16 protein-coding genes are annotated in these 17,397 nt (G+C 64.7%); 6 read left to right on the top strand and 10 right to left on the bottom strand.

All coding sequences use genetic code 11. The features are described 5' to 3' along the window. The first annotated feature begins 411 nt into the window (after positions 1 to 411). Both ACVWZ8_RS19180 and ACVWZ8_RS19175 read left to right on the top strand, forming a co-directional pair. Positions 412 to 1,362 (top strand): IS1595 family transposase, encoded by a 951-nt coding sequence (locus tag ACVWZ8_RS19180; protein ID WP_456505508.1) that lies wholly within the window; start codon positions 412 to 414, stop codon positions 1,360 to 1,362. A 9-nt stretch (positions 1,363 to 1,371) separates the two neighbouring features. Beyond that, complete coding sequence (locus tag ACVWZ8_RS19175) at positions 1,372 to 2,175, top strand: LysR substrate-binding domain-containing protein (RefSeq protein ID WP_456505980.1); 804 nt, start codon at positions 1,372 to 1,374, stop codon at positions 2,173 to 2,175. Between the two features lie 12 nt (positions 2,176 to 2,187). Here ACVWZ8_RS19175 and ACVWZ8_RS19170 read toward each other — a convergent pair whose 3' ends face one another. Continuing rightward, entirely contained in the window at positions 2,188 to 2,847 is a 660-nt protein-coding gene (locus ACVWZ8_RS19170; protein ID WP_456505507.1) for a GntR family transcriptional regulator, read from the bottom strand. A gap of 131 nt (positions 2,848 to 2,978) precedes the next feature. Between ACVWZ8_RS19170 and ACVWZ8_RS19165 the strand changes: the two genes are divergently transcribed. From ACVWZ8_RS19165 to ACVWZ8_RS19155, 3 genes are all read left to right on the top strand, one after another. Further along, complete coding sequence (locus ACVWZ8_RS19165; protein WP_456505506.1) at positions 2,979 to 3,986, top strand: 1-aminocyclopropane-1-carboxylate deaminase; 1,008 nt, start codon at positions 2,979 to 2,981, stop codon at positions 3,984 to 3,986. Positions 3,987 to 4,057: 71 nt separating this feature from the next. Further along, on the top strand, positions 4,058 to 6,436 hold the full coding sequence (locus ACVWZ8_RS19160) for a transketolase-like TK C-terminal-containing protein (protein ID WP_456505505.1): 2,379 nt from the start codon (positions 4,058 to 4,060) through the stop codon (positions 6,434 to 6,436). 339 nt (positions 6,437 to 6,775) lie between these two features. Beyond that, on the top strand, positions 6,776 to 8,182 hold the full coding sequence (locus ACVWZ8_RS19155) for an IS1380 family transposase (RefSeq protein WP_456503408.1): 1,407 nt from the start codon (positions 6,776 to 6,778) through the stop codon (positions 8,180 to 8,182). 147 nt (positions 8,183 to 8,329) lie between these two features. Here the strand turns inward: ACVWZ8_RS19155 and ACVWZ8_RS19150 are convergent, their stop codons facing one another. From ACVWZ8_RS19150 to ACVWZ8_RS19125, 6 genes are all read right to left on the bottom strand, one after another. Continuing rightward, the gene (locus ACVWZ8_RS19150; RefSeq protein WP_456505504.1) at positions 8,330 to 9,658 is read right to left on the bottom strand and encodes an MFS transporter; all 1,329 of its coding nucleotides are present in this window, start codon (positions 9,656 to 9,658) and stop codon (positions 8,330 to 8,332) included. 100 nt (positions 9,659 to 9,758) lie between these two features. Next, entirely contained in the window at positions 9,759 to 10,139 is a 381-nt protein-coding gene (locus tag ACVWZ8_RS19145; protein WP_456505503.1) for a RidA family protein, read from the bottom strand. Continuing rightward, positions 10,136 to 10,879, bottom strand: coding sequence for a hypothetical protein (locus ACVWZ8_RS19140; RefSeq protein WP_456505502.1), 744 nt, complete (start codon positions 10,877 to 10,879; stop codon positions 10,136 to 10,138). Before ACVWZ8_RS19140 ends, ACVWZ8_RS19145 begins: the two co-directional genes overlap by 4 nt. Next, positions 10,872 to 11,864, bottom strand: a complete 993-nt coding sequence (locus tag ACVWZ8_RS19135) for a membrane dipeptidase (protein WP_456505501.1) — start codon at positions 11,862 to 11,864, stop codon at positions 10,872 to 10,874. The genes ACVWZ8_RS19140 and ACVWZ8_RS19135 overlap by 8 nt, the downstream gene beginning before the upstream one ends. Next, positions 11,861 to 13,579, bottom strand: a complete 1,719-nt coding sequence (locus ACVWZ8_RS19130) for a hypothetical protein (protein ID WP_456505500.1) — start codon at positions 13,577 to 13,579, stop codon at positions 11,861 to 11,863. Before ACVWZ8_RS19130 ends, ACVWZ8_RS19135 begins: the two co-directional genes overlap by 4 nt. A gap of 2 nt (positions 13,580 to 13,581) precedes the next feature. Continuing rightward, positions 13,582 to 15,033 carry an aldehyde dehydrogenase family protein gene (locus tag ACVWZ8_RS19125; protein ID WP_456505499.1) on the bottom strand — a complete coding sequence of 484 codons (1,452 nt, stop codon included), beginning with the start codon at positions 15,031 to 15,033 and terminating at the stop codon, positions 13,582 to 13,584. 126 nt (positions 15,034 to 15,159) lie between these two features. Here ACVWZ8_RS19125 and ACVWZ8_RS19120 point away from each other — a divergent pair, with 126 nt between their 5' ends. Then, positions 15,160 to 16,074 carry a LysR family transcriptional regulator gene (locus ACVWZ8_RS19120; protein WP_456505498.1) on the top strand — a complete coding sequence of 305 codons (915 nt, stop codon included), beginning with the start codon at positions 15,160 to 15,162 and terminating at the stop codon, positions 16,072 to 16,074. A gap of 246 nt (positions 16,075 to 16,320) precedes the next feature. Here ACVWZ8_RS19120 and ACVWZ8_RS19115 read toward each other — a convergent pair whose 3' ends face one another. The 3 genes from ACVWZ8_RS19115 to ACVWZ8_RS19105 all read right to left on the bottom strand — a co-directional run bounded on the left by ACVWZ8_RS19115 (position 16,321) and on the right by ACVWZ8_RS19105 (position 17,131). After that, on the bottom strand, positions 16,321 to 16,521 hold the full coding sequence (locus ACVWZ8_RS19115; RefSeq protein WP_456505497.1) for a hypothetical protein: 201 nt from the start codon (positions 16,519 to 16,521) through the stop codon (positions 16,321 to 16,323). A gap of 170 nt (positions 16,522 to 16,691) precedes the next feature. Further along, positions 16,692 to 16,922, bottom strand: coding sequence for a hypothetical protein (locus ACVWZ8_RS19110; RefSeq protein ID WP_456505496.1), 231 nt, complete (start codon positions 16,920 to 16,922; stop codon positions 16,692 to 16,694). Beyond that, positions 16,919 to 17,131, bottom strand: coding sequence for a hypothetical protein (locus ACVWZ8_RS19105; protein WP_456505495.1), 213 nt, complete (start codon positions 17,129 to 17,131; stop codon positions 16,919 to 16,921). Before ACVWZ8_RS19105 ends, ACVWZ8_RS19110 begins: the two co-directional genes overlap by 4 nt. Positions 17,132 to 17,397 lie beyond the last annotated feature (266 nt).

Here is a 17,397-nt window from a genome sequence, read left to right as displayed (position 1 = left end):
GCACTGCTAATTTGCCCAGCGCTTGGAGCCAGGCCGACTTGTGCGACGACGCATCCAATATCTGGCCCCCAGATACCCGGAGTAGCTTATGGGCCGATTCTTGGAGTCGTTTTGTGAAAGGGGCCGCATCGGGCTCGGGTTGATCGGCAGCGTGCTCCACCGAGCCGTGTATGTCCCAGATGAGCCGTCATCGCTTCTTCCGCCGCGCTCTCGTCGCCGGCGCGGATCGCTTCAAGCTCGACGCTGTGAGCCCTCGACGATGGACTCAAAGTCCCTCAGCCACTCCATGTTGGCTTTGGCCGACGGGTGCTCTGCGAAGCTGCCGCCGCGGTCAATATGCGACCAAATCACAAGAGGCTTCCCAAATAAGCTCCCTAGTGGGTATCCGGTTAGCTCAGGTAGACTGCGTAAATGTCGAGACCGGACTTTCCGAAGACGATTCTGGAGTTCCAGGCGAGATTCGGCGACGAGCAGGCTTGCCTGGGCTATCTGTTTGAGTGCCGCTGGCCGGATGGCTATTCGTGTCCCCGGTGCAAGGGGGAGTCCGCCTGGCCCGTGGCGGCGCGGGGGCTGTGGGAATGCGCCGCATGCCGTTACCAGGTTTCGCTGACAGCCGGTACCGTGCTCCACAAGACCCACACTGCACTGCATTTGTGGTTCTGGGCGGCCTACCTGATGACGACGGGAACTCCGGGGATCTCGGCCAGGCAGCTGCAGCGCCAGCTCGGACTCAGCCGCTACGAGACGGCCTGGACCATGCTCCACAAACTGCGCCGCGCCATGGTCAACCCCGAACGCACCCTGCTGACCGGCGAGGTAGAGGTGGACGAATGCGAAGTCGGCGGCCCGGAGGTGGGCCGGCGCGGCGGCAGAAATCTCACGGCCCGGGCCGCGCAGATAGTCGTGGCGGTGGAGGTGCGTGGTCAGGGCTCCGGACGCGTCCGGATGAAGGTGATCCCCAACGCGTCCGGCGACACGTTGGGCACTTTCGTGACAGACACTGTGGCTCCCGGCGCCATCGTGCACACCGACGGCTGGATGGGGTACGTCCCGTTGAGGAACAAAGGCTACGACCACCGCCCGCGATCCCAGCGGGCCGCCAAAAGAGCCGGCGACCCCGACCCTGTCCTTCCCCGCGTGCACCGCGCCATCAGCAACTTCAAGACATGGCTGCGGGGAACCCACCGCTCCGTGGGCAATGAACACCTGCAGGTGTACCTCGACGAGTTCACGTTCCGCTACAACCGGCGCAGCACACCCATGGCGGCCTTCCAATCCCTGCTCGGTCTCGGCGCGCAGCAGGCGCCAGCCACCTATCGCCAAATCGTCGCCCACGGTCCGGGATCGAAAAGCACAACCTGAGCTAACCGGATACCCACTAGCCGCCAAATAACGCAGTTGGAAAGCGGGATAGGCGTGGCCTTGTTCGAACGCCATCCCCGGGGGATGACGCTCACTGACGCGGGCCTGCTGTTGTTGTCCCACGCCCGGCGCAGCGCAGCTGAAGCGGATGCCCTGGTGACGGAGCTTCGGGACCTTCATTCACGGTCGAACCGCGTGGTCAAGGTTGTGAGCACCGAGGGGCTGGCTCGATGCCGTGTTCCCGAAGCCATTGCGAAGTTCAGCGCTAGGCATGCCGACGTGGTGTTTGATCTTGACGTTGTCTCCTCCGCCGAGGCGAGTAGAAGGGTTGTCGAAGGCACTGCAGATGTCGGCGTTGTCTATGCGCTGGGGATGCAGCGTGACGTGACTGTTGAATTCAGCACCGCGTCGCCCGCGCATGCGGTCTTGGGGGCCGGCAGCCACCTTGCCGATCGCCGATCCATTGGGGTCCGCGAGCTGTGCGGTTTTCCCCTGGCGTTGCCGCCTAAAGGCGTTGGTCAGAGGGAATTCTTTGACATTGCCGCCCAGATGGAAAATGTCCGGCCGTCCATTCGGCTCATGACAGTCCATGTCAGTCCAGCCCTGGAGTTTGTGCGGGCGGGCGCCGGGGCAACCTTGTTGAGCCATTTGGCGGTCCATGCCGACACCGAGGTGGGGTTGGCGTTTATTCCCGTGGATCATCCATTGTTCCAGCAACGCCAAGCGCAGATTCAAACGATGATTGGTCGGCGGAGGTCATCGGCCGTTGCGGCGTTTATTGATGTCCTCCGCGACTCGCTCTCGGAACCGTGACCCCGCCCGCGATCAGCCCGCGTCGGGCTTGGCCGTCCCCAGTGAGAGCCAGTTTTCGCGGCTGGCCAGCGCCGCGCCGTCGGCGTCGCCCATGCCGGCGAGCCGGATGATCTCCGCATGCACCGTCACTGAGTGCCGCCCGGAACGCGAGCCGAACCGCTGACGTTCCACGCGGCGCAGCAGGGGAAGGGCCTGCTCAAGGACGTCCGGGATCATTTCATTGCCGCACGCGCCGATGAAGACTGAGTGAAAGTCGTCGTCGGCAGCCAGGGCGAGCTCGACGTTTTCGTCCCCCAGGGCAGTCTCAAACCTGCTGTTGGCCTCGGCCATGGCGGCTAGCTGATGGCCCGTCACCGAGGGCACGGCGAGCCGGGCCGCCAGTTCATGCATGGCCGCCACTACCTGCTGGGCGCTGATGGTCGATGCTGGGTCCACGGGTGTCACGATGGTGGCCCGTCCGGGCTGGGCAATAATCAGTCCCGCCCGCTCCAGCCGCAGCAGGGCCTCGCGGATGGGGGTCCGGCTCACGCCAAGCCACGCCTCGAGCTCCGGGTCCTTCAGACGCTCCCCGGGCCCAAAGGTGCCGTCGACTATTGCGTCCCGAATGGATTCGTATACGTCGTCGCGCAGCAGGGAGCGCTTGTGGATGCCATCGGGGGCAGGTGTGGGCATACAACTGATCGTATCCCGCCACGAGGTCCAGTTCGGAAGGCTTGACACCACGCGTCTCTGGCATGCAATATATTGCATAACGGCACGCGGTGTGATCCGCGGCACTCCCACCAAAGTTGAGGACCAGCAAAATGGCAATCACCGATTTTGAGCGTTACCCGCTGACCTTTGGCCCCAGCCCCATCCACGACCTGCCCCGCGTTACCGAGCACCTTGGCGGCGCCCAGATCTGGGCCAAGCGCGAGGACTGCAACAGCGGCCTGGCCTTTGGCGGCAACAAGACCCGCAAGCTTGAATACATCATCCCGGATGCAATTGCCCAGGGTGCGGACACGCTGGTATCCATCGGCGGGCACCAGTCCAACCACACCCGCCAGGTGGCTGCCGTCGCCGCCAAGATCGGCATGAAGGCCCGTCTGGTCCAGGAAAGCTGGGTTGATTGGCCGGACCCGCTGAGCGACCGCGTGGGCAACATCCAGCTTTCACGCATCATGGGCGCTGACGTCCGCATGGACAAGGCCGGCTTTGACATTGGCATCCGCAGCAGCTGGGAACAGGCCATCAAGGACGTGGAGGACGCAGGCGGCAAGCCCTACCCCATCCCGGCCGGCGCCTCCGAGCACCATCTGGGCGGCCTGGGCTTTGCCAACTGGGCCTACGAGGTGGAGCAGCAGGAAAAGGAAATGGGCGTCTTCTTCGACACCATTGTCGTCTGCACCGTCACCGGATCCACGCACGCCGGCATGATCGCCGGGTTCGCCGGGCAGGAGCGTCCCCGCCGTGTGATCGGCATCGACGCCTCCGCCACAATCGAGAAAACCCGCGACCAGGTGGCAAGGATCGCCCGCCACACCGCGGACCTGATCGGTCTGGGCCGCGAGCTGCGCGACGACGAGATCAACGTCATGGAAGGCTGGGCCGGCGACTTCTACGGCATCCCCGTGGAATCCACCATGGAGGCCATCCGCCTCTCGGGCTCCCTGGAGGGCATGATCATTGACCCGGTTTACGAGGGCAAGTCCATGGCCGGGCTCATCGACCTGGTGCGCACCAAGGAGATTCCCGAGACCAGCAACGTCCTGTACGCCCACCTTGGCGGCCAACTGGCCTTGAACGCCTACAGCGGCCTGTTCCGCTAAAGCAAACCTGCCCCGTGCCGACGGCGCCGCGGGGCAAACGACCACAACAGAACCTGCTGGAGGGATGGATCATGACTGCACTGACCGACGTCGAACCCGGGGCCGAAGAACCCACGGTGAACGGCCGCCCGCTCTCGGCCGCGGCCACCTTGGACGGGGACGTCCTTGATTCCATCGCCCAGCGGGTCCTCTGGCTCTCCTCCGCCATGATCGATGCCGCCAACCGCGGCCGGGCCAACACGTCCGGTGTGAAGGTGGGAGGCCACCAGTCCTCCAGTGCGTCCATGGTGGGCATCATGACCTCGCTGTGGTTTTCCGAACTGACTGCCCTGGACCGGGTGTCGGTGAAGCCGCACGCCTCGCCCGTATTGCACTCCATCAACTACCTCCTGGGGAAGCTGGATGAGAAGTACATGGGCACCCTGCGCGCCAAGGGCGGCCTGCAAAGCTACCCGAGCCGCGCGAAGGACCCGGACGCCATCGACTTTTCCACCGGAAGCGTGGGCATTGGCGCCACCGCACCCCTGTGGGCTGCCATGTCGCACCGCTACCTGCGCGACACTTTCCCGGAAACGCCTAAGGCCGGCCGCTTCATCAGCCTGCTTGGCGACGCGGAACTGGACGAGGGCGCCATCTGGGAGGCCATCACCGACCCAGGCGCGCGCCAGCTCGGCGAGCTGCTGTGGATCGTTGACCTGAACCGCCAGTCCCTGGACCGTGTGATCCCCGACGTCCAGATTGAGCGGCTCCAGGGCATGTTTGCGGCCGCCGATTGGCAGGTCCTCACTTGCAAGTGGGGCCGCCGCCTGCAATCGCTGTTCCTGCAGCCCGGCGGGGAACAGTTGCGCGGGCGCCTTGAGGACATGCCCAATGAGGAATTCCAGCGCCTTTTGCGCACCCCTCCCCAGGATGTAAGACGCCGGCTGCTCGGGGAAGCGCCGGACCCCCGCCTTGACCAGTTGGTCGCCACCCTGGGCGACCGCGAACTCTCGGCCGCCATCCGCGACCTCGGCGGACACGACATCGGCATGCTGCTGGAAACGTACAAGCAGATCGACCCGGGCCGGCCCACTGTCCTGTTTGCCTATACCGTCAAGGGCCGCGGCCTGGCCACCGAGGGCCATCCCAACAACCATTCCGCCCAACTGACACGCTTGCAGATGGAGGAGCTGGCCGAGCTTTCCGGCATGGGCCTGGATGCGCCGTGGCAGCGCTTTGCCAAGGGCACCGAGGAAGCCGCTGCGTGCACCGCCGCAGCAAAGAGGCTGGAACGCGGGGAACCGGCGACTAACACCATCAAGAAGCTGCCGGACTCGCTGCCGTGGGCGTACAAGGCACAACTGTCCACCCAGGCGGCGCTCGGCCGGTTCCTTTCCGACATCAAGCGCGGCGCCCCGGAAGCGGCCGAACGCATTGTCACACTCAGCCCGGACGTAGCCTCCTCCACGAACCTGGGCGGCTGGATCAACAAGTCGGGCGTGTGGAGCGTAGGGGAGCGCCGCGACTGGTTTGCCGACGACGCCGACCGGCTCCTGAAGTGGACCGAAGGGTCTCAGGGCCAGCACATTGAACTGGGCATCGCCGAGGTGAACCTGGTGTGCCTGGCCGGCGAGCTGGGCGCAACTTGGAGCCGGTGGGGCCAGCCGCTGATCCCCATCGCCACCATCTACGACCCCTTCGTCAGCCGCGCCCTGGAGCCGTGGTCGTACGGAATTTACGCCGGCGGCCAGTCGATCCTCATCGGCACCCCGTCCGGTGTCACGCTCGCCCCGGAGGGCGGCGCGCACCAGTCCATCACGACGCCGTCGATCGGCCTGGAGCAGCCTGGCTGCACGGCCTGGGAGCCGGCCTTTGCGCAGGACCTTGAATGGTGCCTGCTGCACGCCATGAACCAGATCGGGCGCCCCGGCGGCCGCAGCGCGTACTTCCGGCTTTCCACCAAGCCGGTGGACCAGTCTCTGGCCGCCCTGCCGGCGGACCCGCTTTTGTTGGAACGACGCCGGCAGCAGGCTCTGGCGGGCGGCTACCGGATCACCTCGCACCAGGCCGGCACGGAGCAGGTGACGCTGGTGGGCGTGGGCGCCATGATGCCCGAGGTGCTGACCGCAGCCGCAAAGCTGGAAGGGCTGGGCATCGCGGCCGGCGTGGTGTGCCTGACCAGCCCTGAACTGGTCTTTGCGTCAATGCAGGAGCGGCACTCCGTGGGGGATTCAACACGCAGCGCCATTGTGGACACCTTGTTCCCAGCCGCACACCCCGCCCCGCTGGTCACTGTCCTGGACGGGCACCCGCACACGCTGGCCTTCCTGGCCGGCGCCCGAGGGGACCGGACCCGCAACCTGGGCGTGACCGAATTTGGCCAATCCTCCAGCCTTGAGGAGGCGTACGGGATCCACGGGATCGACGTCGACTCCATCGCGTCTGCCGCCCTGGACCTCCTCGACAGGTAATGCCACCTTGGACCAGCGGGCCGATGATCCTGGCTCCGGGAACGCTCATCTAACGGTGAATTCGGCGTTGGCATTAGATGATTCCTCACGGAGCAGAATAGTAGGTTCCTTCGAGGGGTCTGTCCGGAGATGACGCGTCGCTGGGGCAGCCTGTCCTGGGGGATGCGGCTGCCCCGCGACTGTGTCTGAATTGTTGGCCGTAGGGCGGTGTGGTTTAGCCTTGATCCACCGATGTTGATTGGGGCTACGTCGGCGTTTTAAACCGAGAATGGCCGCCTTTTCAAGGAAAATGAAGTTTGTCTAGAACTCATTTTTCACCGAAAAGAGGCCATCTCGTAGATGCAAGTTTCCCACAAACCATCCGCGGTGTCGGTTTCCTTTGACGAGCCCAATCTCGTGTCGGCTGCCGGGCTGCTGCCGGTCATGACGCTGGCCCGGGACGCCGGGCTGCACGAGCTCGCCCAGGACTGGCTGACGGTGCCGACGGATAAGGGCGCGAACGCCGGGCTGAAAGTCGCTTCCCTGGTCGCCGGGATGGTCGCCGGGGCAGACTCGATTGATGACATGACCCTGTTGCGCCACGGCGGGATGAAGCGGCTCTTCACCGCCTGCTACGCGCCCTCGACCCTGGGCTCGTTCCTGCGGTCCTTCACGTTCGGGCACGTGCGCCAACTGGACGCTGTCGCCTCCCGTTTCCTGGCCGGCCTGGGGACCCGGGCCCCGCTGCTCGGGAGCCCCGGGGCGGAGGACTTCGTGTTCGTCGATGTTGACGACACGATCATCGAGGTCCACGGCTACGCCAAGCAGGGTTCCGGCTACGGGTACTCCGGGGTCCGCGGCCTGAACGCCCTGCTGGCCACGGTCTCCACCAAAGACACCGCCCCGGTAATCGCGGCCCAGCGGCTGCGCAAGGGCGCGGCGAACTCGGCCCGCGGAGCCAAACGCCTGATCACCGATGCCCTGTCCACGCTCAAAGGCCTCCAGACCGGAGGGCAGAGTCGCGGGCGGGTGCTCTGCCGGTTCGATTCGGCCTTCTATGGCCATGCAGCGGTTTCCGCCGCGCTGGCCGGCGGGGCCGAGGTCTCGGTGACCGTGCGCATGGACCCGGCCGTCAAACGGGCTATCGCCGGGATCCCGGAGACGGCATGGGAAATGATCGAATACACCGACGCGGTCTTCGACGAGACCACCAACACCTGGGTCTCGAAGGCTGAGGTCGCCGAAACCGTGTTCACCGCGTTCTCCTCCCGGAAAAAGGCCGAGCAGGTCACCGGCCGGCTGGTGGTGCGCCGCATCCCGGAACTGAACAAGAAAGCCAGCGACGGACAACCCACCTTGTTTGAAACCCATCGGCACCACGCGTTCTTCACCACCGTGGACGCCAAGGTTCTGGACACTGTCGCCGCGGACCAAACCCACCGCAAACACGCTCAGATCGAGCAGGTGAACGCCGATCTGAAGGACAGTGCGCTGGCTCATATGCCCTCAGGTGTTTTCGCGGCGAACTCCGCCTGGCTGGTTGCCGCGGTCATGGCCTATAACCTCACCCGCGCCGCCGGGCTCCTCGCCGCAGGCCCCTTCGGCAAGGCCCGGACCGGCACGATCCGCCGCAAACTCATCCACGTCCCGGCCCGCATCGCCACCAGCGCCCGGAAAATCCGGCTTCATCTCCCCGAAGCCTGGCCCTGGCAAACAGCATGGCAGGGCCTCTTCGAGCACCTCTACCCGCCGCCACAACCGGCCTGAACCCACACCAACCAGCCACACGGCGCAACCAGGACCACCAGTGGAACACCCCGACAGCGAGGCCGGATGATCCACCATGCCCAAACACCTCACCGCAGCCAGCCCGGAATTACGCCCGGGACCGGCTGCCGATCGGTGGATCAAGGTTTAGGCGTGGAGCGCGGCTGCTTCTTCGAGGTTCTGGCCTTTGGTTTCGGGGGCCATGAAGTAGCTTGCTGCTGCTCCGACAAGTGCGATGCCTGCGGCGATCCACATGGTTCCTGAGAGTCCCAGGTGGGTGAGCGCCAGCGGGGTGGCGAAAGTGCCGATTGCGGCGCCGATGCGGCTGGTTCCGGTGCACAGGCCTACCGCTGTGGCGCGGACTTTGGTGGGGAAGAGTTCGTTGGGGTAGATCCATTCCAGGATGGAGGGGCCGCCGTTGAAGATGGCATAGAAGGCGAAGGCGAGGGCGATCAGGGCCAGGGGCGCGTTGGGGAAGAGGGCCAGGAATACCAGCCCGACACCGGAGAGGATGAATCCCCAGATGAGTACCGGGCGGCGGCCGAGTTTGTCCACGACGAGGAGGGCCACGACGTTGCCGACGAGGAAGAACAGGTTGATCAGGCCGTAGCCTATGTTGGCTTCGTCGCCGGACTGGAGGTTGAAGAGGGCCAGGATCTGGGGTCCGAAGGCGTAGATGGAGAACAGGGTCACGATGGTGCAGGTCCAGAAGATGGAGATGAAGACGACGCGGTGCAGGTATCCGCCGGTGAGGACCAGTCCGAAGGCTTTTTTGGTGCTGAGTTTGGCTGCGTTGGGGTCATGGGCGGTGATTCCGTCCAGTGTTGCGCCTTCACCGATGGTTTTGCGCAGGATGTCCAGGGCTTCCTGGTGGCGGCCTTTGCCGACGAGCCAGTGCGGGGATTCGGGGATGGTGGCGCGGGCGATGAGGATCATCACGGCCGGTACGGCGGAGGACAGGAGCATCCAGCGCCATCCGTCCTCGAGTGAGAGCAGCCAGTAGCCGACGAAGGCCGCCACTGTGGCGCCGACGAACCACATGGCGTTCAGGCCCCCCAGGAGCCGGGCCCGCCAGTTGGCGGGGACGAATTCGGCGACGAGGGCTGTGGCGATGGGGTAGTCGGCGCCGACGGCGATTCCGATGAGGAGCCGCAGGAGGAACAGCTGCCAGGGTTCTTGGACGAAGAACTGCATGATCGAGAAGACGATGATGGCGACCAGGTCGATGGTGTACATGAGCTTGCGGCCGATTTTGTCCGTGATGTTTCCGAAGATGAGGCCGCCGAGGAAGACGCCGATCAGTGCGGAGGCGCCGATGAGTCCGTTCCACCAGTCATTCATCTGCCAGCTGGGAATGATCTGGACCAGGGCGATTCCGATGATCGCCAGGATGTAGCCGTCGAGAAAGGGTCCGCCGGAGCTGAAGAGGGTCAGGCGTTTATGGAAAGAGTTCAGCGGTGCTGAATCGATGGTCATGTGGGAGGAAGGGGCTGGTGCTTGGGAGAGCATGATGGTTCCGATCTGAGAAGAGGGAAAGCGACGTTGGTTACCCAACAGATCCGTGACCGTTGTCCGGTTAGGCTGTTACGGCTGCGACTGCATCGATCTCGATGCGTTTCTCGCCTCGGAATCGGGCAACCTGCACGGTCGTCCTCGGAGGCAGGGGGTGGCCGCTGAGCCGGGTGAGGTAGGCGGCGTTGTAGTCCTCGAACTCGTCCAGGTCCGCGAGGTAGACGGTGAGTTTGAGCAGGCTGGACAGGTCTGATTGTGCGGCGGTGAGGGCCTGTTCCAGGTTTTCGAAGACCTGCCTTACCTGTCCGGTGATGTCCGGCGGGCAGGTCCCGTCGGGGCCGGTTGGGACCTGGCCGCAGAGAAAGATGATGCCGTTGGTGGCGGCGGAGGCTGAGTAGGGGCGGGGTTTGCCGTCGGAGAACTGGGTGCGGGCGATGCGGTTCATGCGCCCGGCACCAGGAACGTCCGGGACAACTGATACATCTGATGCCATTGGTCTTCTCGTACTTTCAGGGGTTTCGAGGGAACGGAGATGTCTTGCGGGTCGGGCTGGGAGCCGCCTGGGAGGCTGATGACAACCGTTGCGCGCGGGTCTGCCGGTTGGGACAGCAGCGTCGTGAGCGCTTCGGAGGGCAGGGTGGCGGTGGCGGTGACGGTGACGGTGCCGTTCCGGACGGTCAGAGAGTTGGTGCCGGCTTCGACGTCGGGGTTGCCATTGGCGGGCGCGACGACGATTCGGCGTTGAAGTTCAGCGGTCCGGCGGAGGAGCAGGTCGTTCCACAGGCTGCGGGGGATGGGAGCTCTGGTGCGGACCACGGATATTTCGTCGGCCGGCCCGTCGCAGGCCAGGTCCAGCAGCTGAAGCGCTGTCCGCAGCCCTGGCTGTTCCGGGGGGCAGAGGTCGCGGACGGTGCCGCCGTCCCAGGAACTGGACTCTGCAATGGCAGGGTGGTGCGGTTGTGTCCAGTCCCCCTCGAGGAGTTGCAGCAAGAGGCTCAGGCCAGTCTGTCCGTCGGCTTCGGCGCGCAGGACCGCGAGGGCTCCATCCTGTGCTTCTGCCGGGTCGGCGCCGGCTGCGCACAGGGCCCGGAAGGCCGCTTCGGTGATTTCCCGGGGCTGGACGGTGACTGGTGCGGAGAGCCTGGTTGCGTTGGCGCGGTGGTTCCCGGTGATGGTGTCAGACATGGGCGTGTTCCTTCGTGGTGTCCATGACCTCGGTAAAGAGGCGGGTCCAGTTTCCGCCCAGCACCGCTGAGATGGTGTGGTCGTTGAGGCCGGCGGTGACAAGTCCGTCGGTGAGTCGGGGGAAGTCCAGGGGGCCGGTGAACCAGTTGGGCCATGCGGGCCATGCGGGTGTATTCCGGGGGTCGGTGGGCTGCCAGCGGCCGTTGCGAAGCCAGCCGACGAATTCCTGGTCCCAGCCCCTGGTGCAGTCGCTGCCTATGCCGACGTGGGAGGGCCCGTACTGGTCGACCATGCGCGTGATCATTCCGCAGAATTTTTCGATGGTGACGTGTTCGCCGCCGCTGACGGTGGGGTAGAGGCAGCAGCCGATAACGCCGCCCCTGTCCACGAGCGGCTGGATCACTTCGTGGGGTTTGTTCCGGGGGGTGTCGTGGAACCAGAGCGGATTGGAGTGGGTGACCGATACAGGGACGGCGGAGGCCTCGATCGCGTCGCGGCTGGTCCGGTACCCGACGTGGGAGAGGTCGATGAGCATGCCGACGCGGTTCATCTCTTCCACTACCACCTGGCCGTAGCGGGTAAGTCCGGCGTCCGTCGTTTCGAAGCACCCGCCGCCGATGAGGTTCTGGTTGTTGTAGGTCAGTTGGGCTATCCGGACCCCGAGGCGGTGGAAGACTTCCACGTACCGGTAGTCGTCTTCGAAGGGGCTGGCGTTTTGGAATCCGAGGAATACGGCGATTCTGTTCTGTGCTTTGGCGGCCTCGATGTCGGCGCCTGAGGTGGCGAGAAATACAAGGTCCGGGTTGCGGTTGGCCACTTCAAGCCATTGGCCGATGGAGCGGAGTGTGTCTGCGGCGTTTTCCCAGACGGCGCACGTGGCGTTGACGGCGCTCACCCCGCCGGTGCGAAGTTCCTCCAGGACCGGGCGGCTCCAGTTACTGATCTGGAGTCCGTCCACGACGGTTGTTTTTTCGTGGAGGCTCATTGTTTTGGTCCTTCCGGTGCGAGGGGGAAGAGCCAGTCGTCGTCGTCGGTTCCCTGATTGATGTCCGCGGCGCGCGGGGCGCCGCTGAACAGGGTGACCCGAAGCCAGTCCGTTGACTGGGGGCTGAAGTTATTCATGCCGTACGTGGCCAACTGGAAGCGCTGGGTGCTCAGGGGCAGGAAGTTCGCGTCGAGCAGGTTGTCCCGGAGTTCGCCGTAGAGGTAGGGACGGGTCTGCTGGATGCGGACTGCAGCAAACCGGTGGATGGGGTGTGCCAGGAGGAAGTCAGCGAGCGTGCGGTGGGCAGGGAACCGCTCCAGATCGGCGGCGAGGGCGTTGATCCGGCGTGCAATGTCGGTGCAGTGCTCAGTGGCGCCGGGGGCCAGACCGGTTCGCAGCGCCCGGCGGGGTTCCTCGTTGGCTGCAGATGAGTACCAGTAGTAGCTCGTGCGCTCCGGGTTCGTGAAGTCGTAGCTTCGCGCCCAGCCGTAGTTCTGCTCCAGAATGTTCTGCAGTTCATGGCAGCGCATGGCAGGATCGAACGGTGCGTAGCCGGTGAGGGTGAGCAGGGCCTCAGCTTCATCGTCGAAGTCGGTACGGAGTTCGATGACGATGGAGGCAAAGATGCCGCGGATTTCCGGGCTGAGTCCGGCGGCGTTTTCATGCAGTCGAGCCAGCACAGGGCCCGGTTCCTCCCCGGACGCCATGAAGGACTGAAGTTCGCCCAGGAGCTGCTGCAGCTGGGGCCGGATCCGATCTGTTGGCAGGAACGGGGCTGTGCTGAGCCCGTTTTTTTCTTCCAGATGCCGGTCTGCTTTGACGAGCAGTTCCGCGATGCGGCAAAGATCCGGGTGGTCCGGCGCGTAGCTGGTGCTGAGCCCTGCGGCGAGGGGAACCTCGCGGAGCCGGCACCAGGCATCGAGATAGCCGGGGTGGTTGATGACGAACGGGACCATGCCTAGGCCGGTGGCGTTGCCCAGCCCGAGGTAGGTACCCCAGTTCCTGTCGAGGGGTACCGCGAGGGTGCCGGCGGCTGCGGCCTTGGCCCCTGCGACGTGTTCGACCATATCCATGCTGAGTTCGCGCAGTAGCCATGCCGTGAGCATCTGGGAACGGTAGGGAACGGAGAGGGGGTGCCCGGCGGGGATGTCGGCGAATTCCTTGAGCCCGAATTTTCCGTTGCCGTAAAAGGCTGTGCTGCGGATCAGGTAGGGGCTGGGGCCGATCTTTGCGACGTCGGGTTGGGATCCGGTGGCGAGGCAGTCGCTGACATAGTCGAAGAAGCGGGCGCTCCGGTTGGCCCGGGTCAGGATGATGGTGTCCGGATCGACGCGGCCGCGTTCCTGGACCGGAACGTTGCGGCGCAGGTCTGCTTCGCGCTCAGGGGTCAGTTCGCCCTCGATGAGGGCGGCCGTGACGTCCCAGGCGTCGGCGATGACCCGGTCGGTGCGTTCGCTTTCATCCAACGTCCGGGAGAAGGCGATGAAGTTCAGCTCCGTGCCTTCGGCGTGGACGGTGTAGACCGCCGTTCCGCACCCTTGCTCGTCGAGGTCCAGACGCGTCCTGGCAACAGTCCAGCGGTGTGAGGCTGCACGGCGGAGCATCGAGCGCGCAAACGAGTGCCGTGTCGCCCAGGCGCCGTTCATGTCCGTGCCGGAGAGCACGTCGTGGGGGGACCGGAGTGTGTCCATGGTTCGTTCGTCCTGGAGAGTCATGATCATGCCTTTTCCGGGGCCAGGCGCAGGTACGCGGTTTTTTCGTGGGTGAAGAAGGCGGCAGCGACGGCGCTGTTCTGTTCCCGCGGCCCGGCAAAGGTTGAGTCCTTCATGCCGCCGAAGGGTGCGTGCAGCTCGGAGCCGGTCGAGGGTGCGTTGATTTTCACCAGCCCCGCGTCCAGGTGGGTGACACACCGCCTGGCGGCGCGCTCATCGCTGGTGAACACTGCCGCGGTCAGTCCGAAGTCCGTGCTGTTGGCCAGCTCGATGGCCTCATCGAGGGTGGCTGCCCGGAGGACGGTGACGACGGGCCCGAACACTTCTTCCCTGCAGATGGTCATGGACGCCGGGCCGGTGAGCACCGTCGGTGGAACATAGTGTCCGCCGCCGGCCGGCACCGTGGCCTGGGCCAGAATGTCGGCGCCTTCGGCGACGGCCTGGCTGATTGCGGAGGTGATTTCATCCCGTGCCGAGCCGGAAACGACAGGACCGATCTGGACTGCCGGGTCCGTGCCCGGACCCAGGACCAGTGCTGAGACCTTTTCCTTCAGCCGCGCGAGGAAGTCCTCGTGGCCGTCTCCGACAAGGATGATGCGCCGCGTGGCGGTGCACTTCTGCCCGGTGGAGCCCATGGCAGCGTTGACGGCACTGCTGGCCGCCAGCTCGACGTCGGCGTCGGGAAGGACGAGTGTCGCGTTGTGTCCGCCGAGCTCCATCTGCAGCTTGGCTCCGCGGCCGCAGACGATGGAGCGGATGTGATGTCCGACCGGCACGGACCCGGTGAACGTCACGCCGGCTACCATCGGATGTGAAACCAGTTCAGAGCCCAGCGGGCCAGGTCCCAGCAGCAGGTTTGCTACGCCGGCCGGAACACCCGCGGCGGCAAGGATTTCCATGAGCAGGACGGAGACGCCGGGGGTGTGGCTGGCGGACTTCCAGACCACCGTGTTGCCGTGCAGCAGCGCCGGTGCGATCTTCCAGGCGGGGATCTGCAGCGGAAAGTTCCAGGGCGTGATCACACCGACGATACCCAGGGGCCTGCGGACGGTGAGGATCCGCTCGTCAGGATGGCTGGAAGGGTATTCAGTGCCGACAGGGTTCCGGGCAGATCCGGCGTGGTAGTCGAACGTATCGGCGGAGGCTTCGACCTCCATCCTGGACTCCGCCAGTGTCTTGCCGTGTTCTGCTGTCATGACCCGGGCAATGTCTTCGGCCCGTTCCCGGATCAGCGCCGCAGCAGTTGACAGGATCCGGCCCCGGGCCAAAATGCCCAGAGCGTCCCACGCCGGGGCCGCTGCAGCAGCAGCCTGAATCGCCTCTTCCAGCTCGGGGGAACCGGCCTGGCGGTAAGTGGTGACCGTTTCATCCGGTGCCGCCGGGTTGAAACGGGACGCGGACGCGCCGGTCCCCTCCACCCATGCGCCGTTGATGAAACTACTGGCGGTCTTGGTCATTACGGGCATTCTCTAACCTCTTGTTGCGTTGATCTGTGACTGTCCTCACGATCAACGGTAGACCCGCGAGCCTGTTCACTGAAGTATCTATTTGACGCCTATCAATATTCGTTTAGTCTTGGTCGTATGAACCTGAGGCGTCTGGAGCTTTTCGTCGTAGTGGCGGAAGAGCTGCACTTTAACCGCGCTGCCGAACGGCTGCACATGGCCCAGCCGCCGCTGAGCCAGCAGATCCGCAAGTTGGAAGAGGAATGCAAACTCCAGCTGTTCGTGCGCAACTCGCGAAACGTGGCGCTCACCGCGGACGGCGAACTTCTTCTGAAGCACGCCAGGAAAGTCCTGGGTCAGTACGGGGCCATGACGGCCGCACTTCGGCAGGCCCGTGACGGGGAAATCGGCCGGCTTCGGCTCGGCTTCGTTTCCTCGGCAGCTATCTCGGCCGTGCCGCCGGTGGTCCGGTATCTCCGAGCGCTATGGCCCGGCATCGACCTTGAGCTGCGTGAAGAAACAACGGATGCACAGGTTGACCTCATTGCCGCCGGCACACTGGACGCCGGAATAGCCCGGGAAGTGCGGAACGCTCCGGGCCTCAGCGCGACACTCCTTCAAAACGAACGCCTCGTTGTGGCCGTCGCCACTGACCACCATCTGGCGTCCCGCACGTCGGTCGGGCTTGAAGAGCTGAAGGGGGAGAAGTTCATCGCTTTCCCAAGAGACCGGATATCGCGGCTTTTCGACCACATCGCTGCACTGTTCCATGCCGTCGATGTCGAGTTCGACATCGTCCAGCAGGCCGTCCAGTTCCCCACGATCCTCGGGCTCGTGGCCGCGCACCTGGGCATCGCGGTGGTCCCCGAATCCCTCCGCGCCTTTGTCATCCCCGGACTGGCATATCTGGATATCCAAGACACCAACGCCATCTCCCGCCTCAGCCTGATCTGCAGCAACGAAATGACCGATTCACTGCTCGTGGCCAAAGTCAGGGAAGCCTGCCTCCAAACCATGGGGCACCCTGGGGAGGACCAGCAGGGCGCCGGCTGAAGCAAAAGACGACGTCAGCTGTCGCAACCTCACGCACACCCCAAGACCACCGCCACGCGCATACGCCGAGGGGAGAGCGCGAGTTCTGGCGCTCTGCTGTTGAAGCGCGATACCGCCGTTACGGCCGGTCCCCTCGGGGGCGTTCGAACGTGCCGGACGCTGTAGGGAGGTTCGTCGGCCGCCAGATCGGCGCGGATAGTTCAGAGCAGGATCTTTACGAGTGGTCTGGAATGACCCTCCGGTGGGTTAGAGGCTTCTGCCGGTGCTGTTCCATCCGCGTGCGGAGTCGCCGGGGGCTTCCCAGCCGTCGTCGGTCACGATCAATGTGTCCTCGAGCTTGATGAATCCGGAGTCGTGGTCCTCGAACCACGACTCGATGGAGACGACCATGCCGGACTTCAACGGATCATTCGCGTGCGCCCCGAAATAGGGAACGGGTCCGGACACACACCTGTTACCTGTCTGGTTTGTCCGTGCCTCGCGGGCGCCGACGGCTTACGCCAGCGGGGGCGTCCGTGGGGGAGCTGTTCGGCGAGAACCTGTCGCCTCAAACGCGGCGGCCAGTGTCAGCAGTGAGGTGTCGTCGAAGCGGCGGTGCACCGCAGAATGTCGGAGCATCACGTTCGGCAGTCGCGCTGTTCCGTGTAGCCGAAGGGGACGAGCTCGCTCAGCCCGACGCGGAAGAGCCTGTCATCGAGGCGGGTCACCAGGATGCCATGGGTGGCAAGCCGGACAGCGACTTCCGTCATTTGTTCCACGGCGGCATTGAGGCCGCGGTCCATCGACTCCCGATCCTGGGCCACGACATCAATACTCAGTGTGGTTTCGGCATGGGCTAAGACCTTCACGGCGCCGCCTCGCACACCGGTTTGGCAGAATAGCCGTCCGCTTTTTGATAGAGCGCCCGCCCTTCCACGCCGTGGCCTTCGAGCCAAAGGGCACCGGCAGCCTGGGCGACGTCGTCCACATGGCCGGTCCGGATGAGGTGCCCGCCCTTCCACACTTGCACCGGCCGGCCGATCAGGTTGTTCCACTCGTACTCTGTGCCGCCACTCATGATGTCGCCCTTCTTCGAGGAATTCGTAGGTTTTCAGTGCGAGTACAAGCACGATGATGCCCGTCTCGGGGCGTGGGCGTGCCTCTTGCAGCCAACGCATTGTCGCCGTTGATGGGGCTCTGGCTCTGATGGCAAGACCGCGACGCCGTTTTGCGGGTGCCGGCATGAGAGGAGCGCCACTATAATGAATAGCATTCATTATTGGTTTAAGACCATTGGATTGTCAACCGGAGTGCGTGCAGAAACGCCGCACATCAGGTACGACT

This window comes from Arthrobacter sp. UYCu723 (assembly GCF_054059215.1).
Note: the sequence above shows the minus strand (reverse complement) of the source record. Positions and strands in the feature narration are given on the sequence as shown.

What these genes read in the sequence shown, in the direction of transcription:
- ACVWZ8_RS19180 (WP_456505508.1), top strand. Translation starts at nt 412, where the DNA reads ATGTCGAGACCGGACTTTCCGAAGACGATTCTGGAGTTCCAGGCGAGA.
- ACVWZ8_RS19170 (WP_456505507.1), bottom strand. Translation starts at nt 2,847, where the DNA reads ATGCCCACACCTGCCCCCGATGGCATCCACAAGCGCTCCCTGCTGCGC.
- ACVWZ8_RS19165 (WP_456505506.1), top strand. Translation starts at nt 2,979, where the DNA reads ATGGCAATCACCGATTTTGAGCGTTACCCGCTGACCTTTGGCCCCAGC.
- ACVWZ8_RS19160 (WP_456505505.1), top strand. Translation starts at nt 4,058, where the DNA reads ATGACTGCACTGACCGACGTCGAACCCGGGGCCGAAGAACCCACGGTG.
- ACVWZ8_RS19155 (WP_456503408.1), top strand. Translation starts at nt 6,776, where the DNA reads ATGCAAGTTTCCCACAAACCATCCGCGGTGTCGGTTTCCTTTGACGAG.
- ACVWZ8_RS19150 (WP_456505504.1), bottom strand. Translation starts at nt 9,658, where the DNA reads ATGACCATCGATTCAGCACCGCTGAACTCTTTCCATAAACGCCTGACC.
- ACVWZ8_RS19145 (WP_456505503.1), bottom strand. Translation starts at nt 10,139, where the DNA reads ATGAACCGCATCGCCCGCACCCAGTTCTCCGACGGCAAACCCCGCCCC.
- ACVWZ8_RS19140 (WP_456505502.1), bottom strand. Translation starts at nt 10,879, where the DNA reads ATGTCTGACACCATCACCGGGAACCACCGCGCCAACGCAACCAGGCTC.
- ACVWZ8_RS19135 (WP_456505501.1), bottom strand. Translation starts at nt 11,864, where the DNA reads ATGAGCCTCCACGAAAAAACAACCGTCGTGGACGGACTCCAGATCAGT.
- ACVWZ8_RS19130 (WP_456505500.1), bottom strand. Translation starts at nt 13,579, where the DNA reads ATGACTCTCCAGGACGAACGAACCATGGACACACTCCGGTCCCCCCAC.
- ACVWZ8_RS19125 (WP_456505499.1), bottom strand. Translation starts at nt 15,033, where the DNA reads ATGACCAAGACCGCCAGTAGTTTCATCAACGGCGCATGGGTGGAGGGG.
- ACVWZ8_RS19120 (WP_456505498.1), top strand. Translation starts at nt 15,160, where the DNA reads ATGAACCTGAGGCGTCTGGAGCTTTTCGTCGTAGTGGCGGAAGAGCTG.
- ACVWZ8_RS19105 (WP_456505495.1), bottom strand. Translation starts at nt 17,131, where the DNA reads ATGAGTGGCGGCACAGAGTACGAGTGGAACAACCTGATCGGCCGGCCG.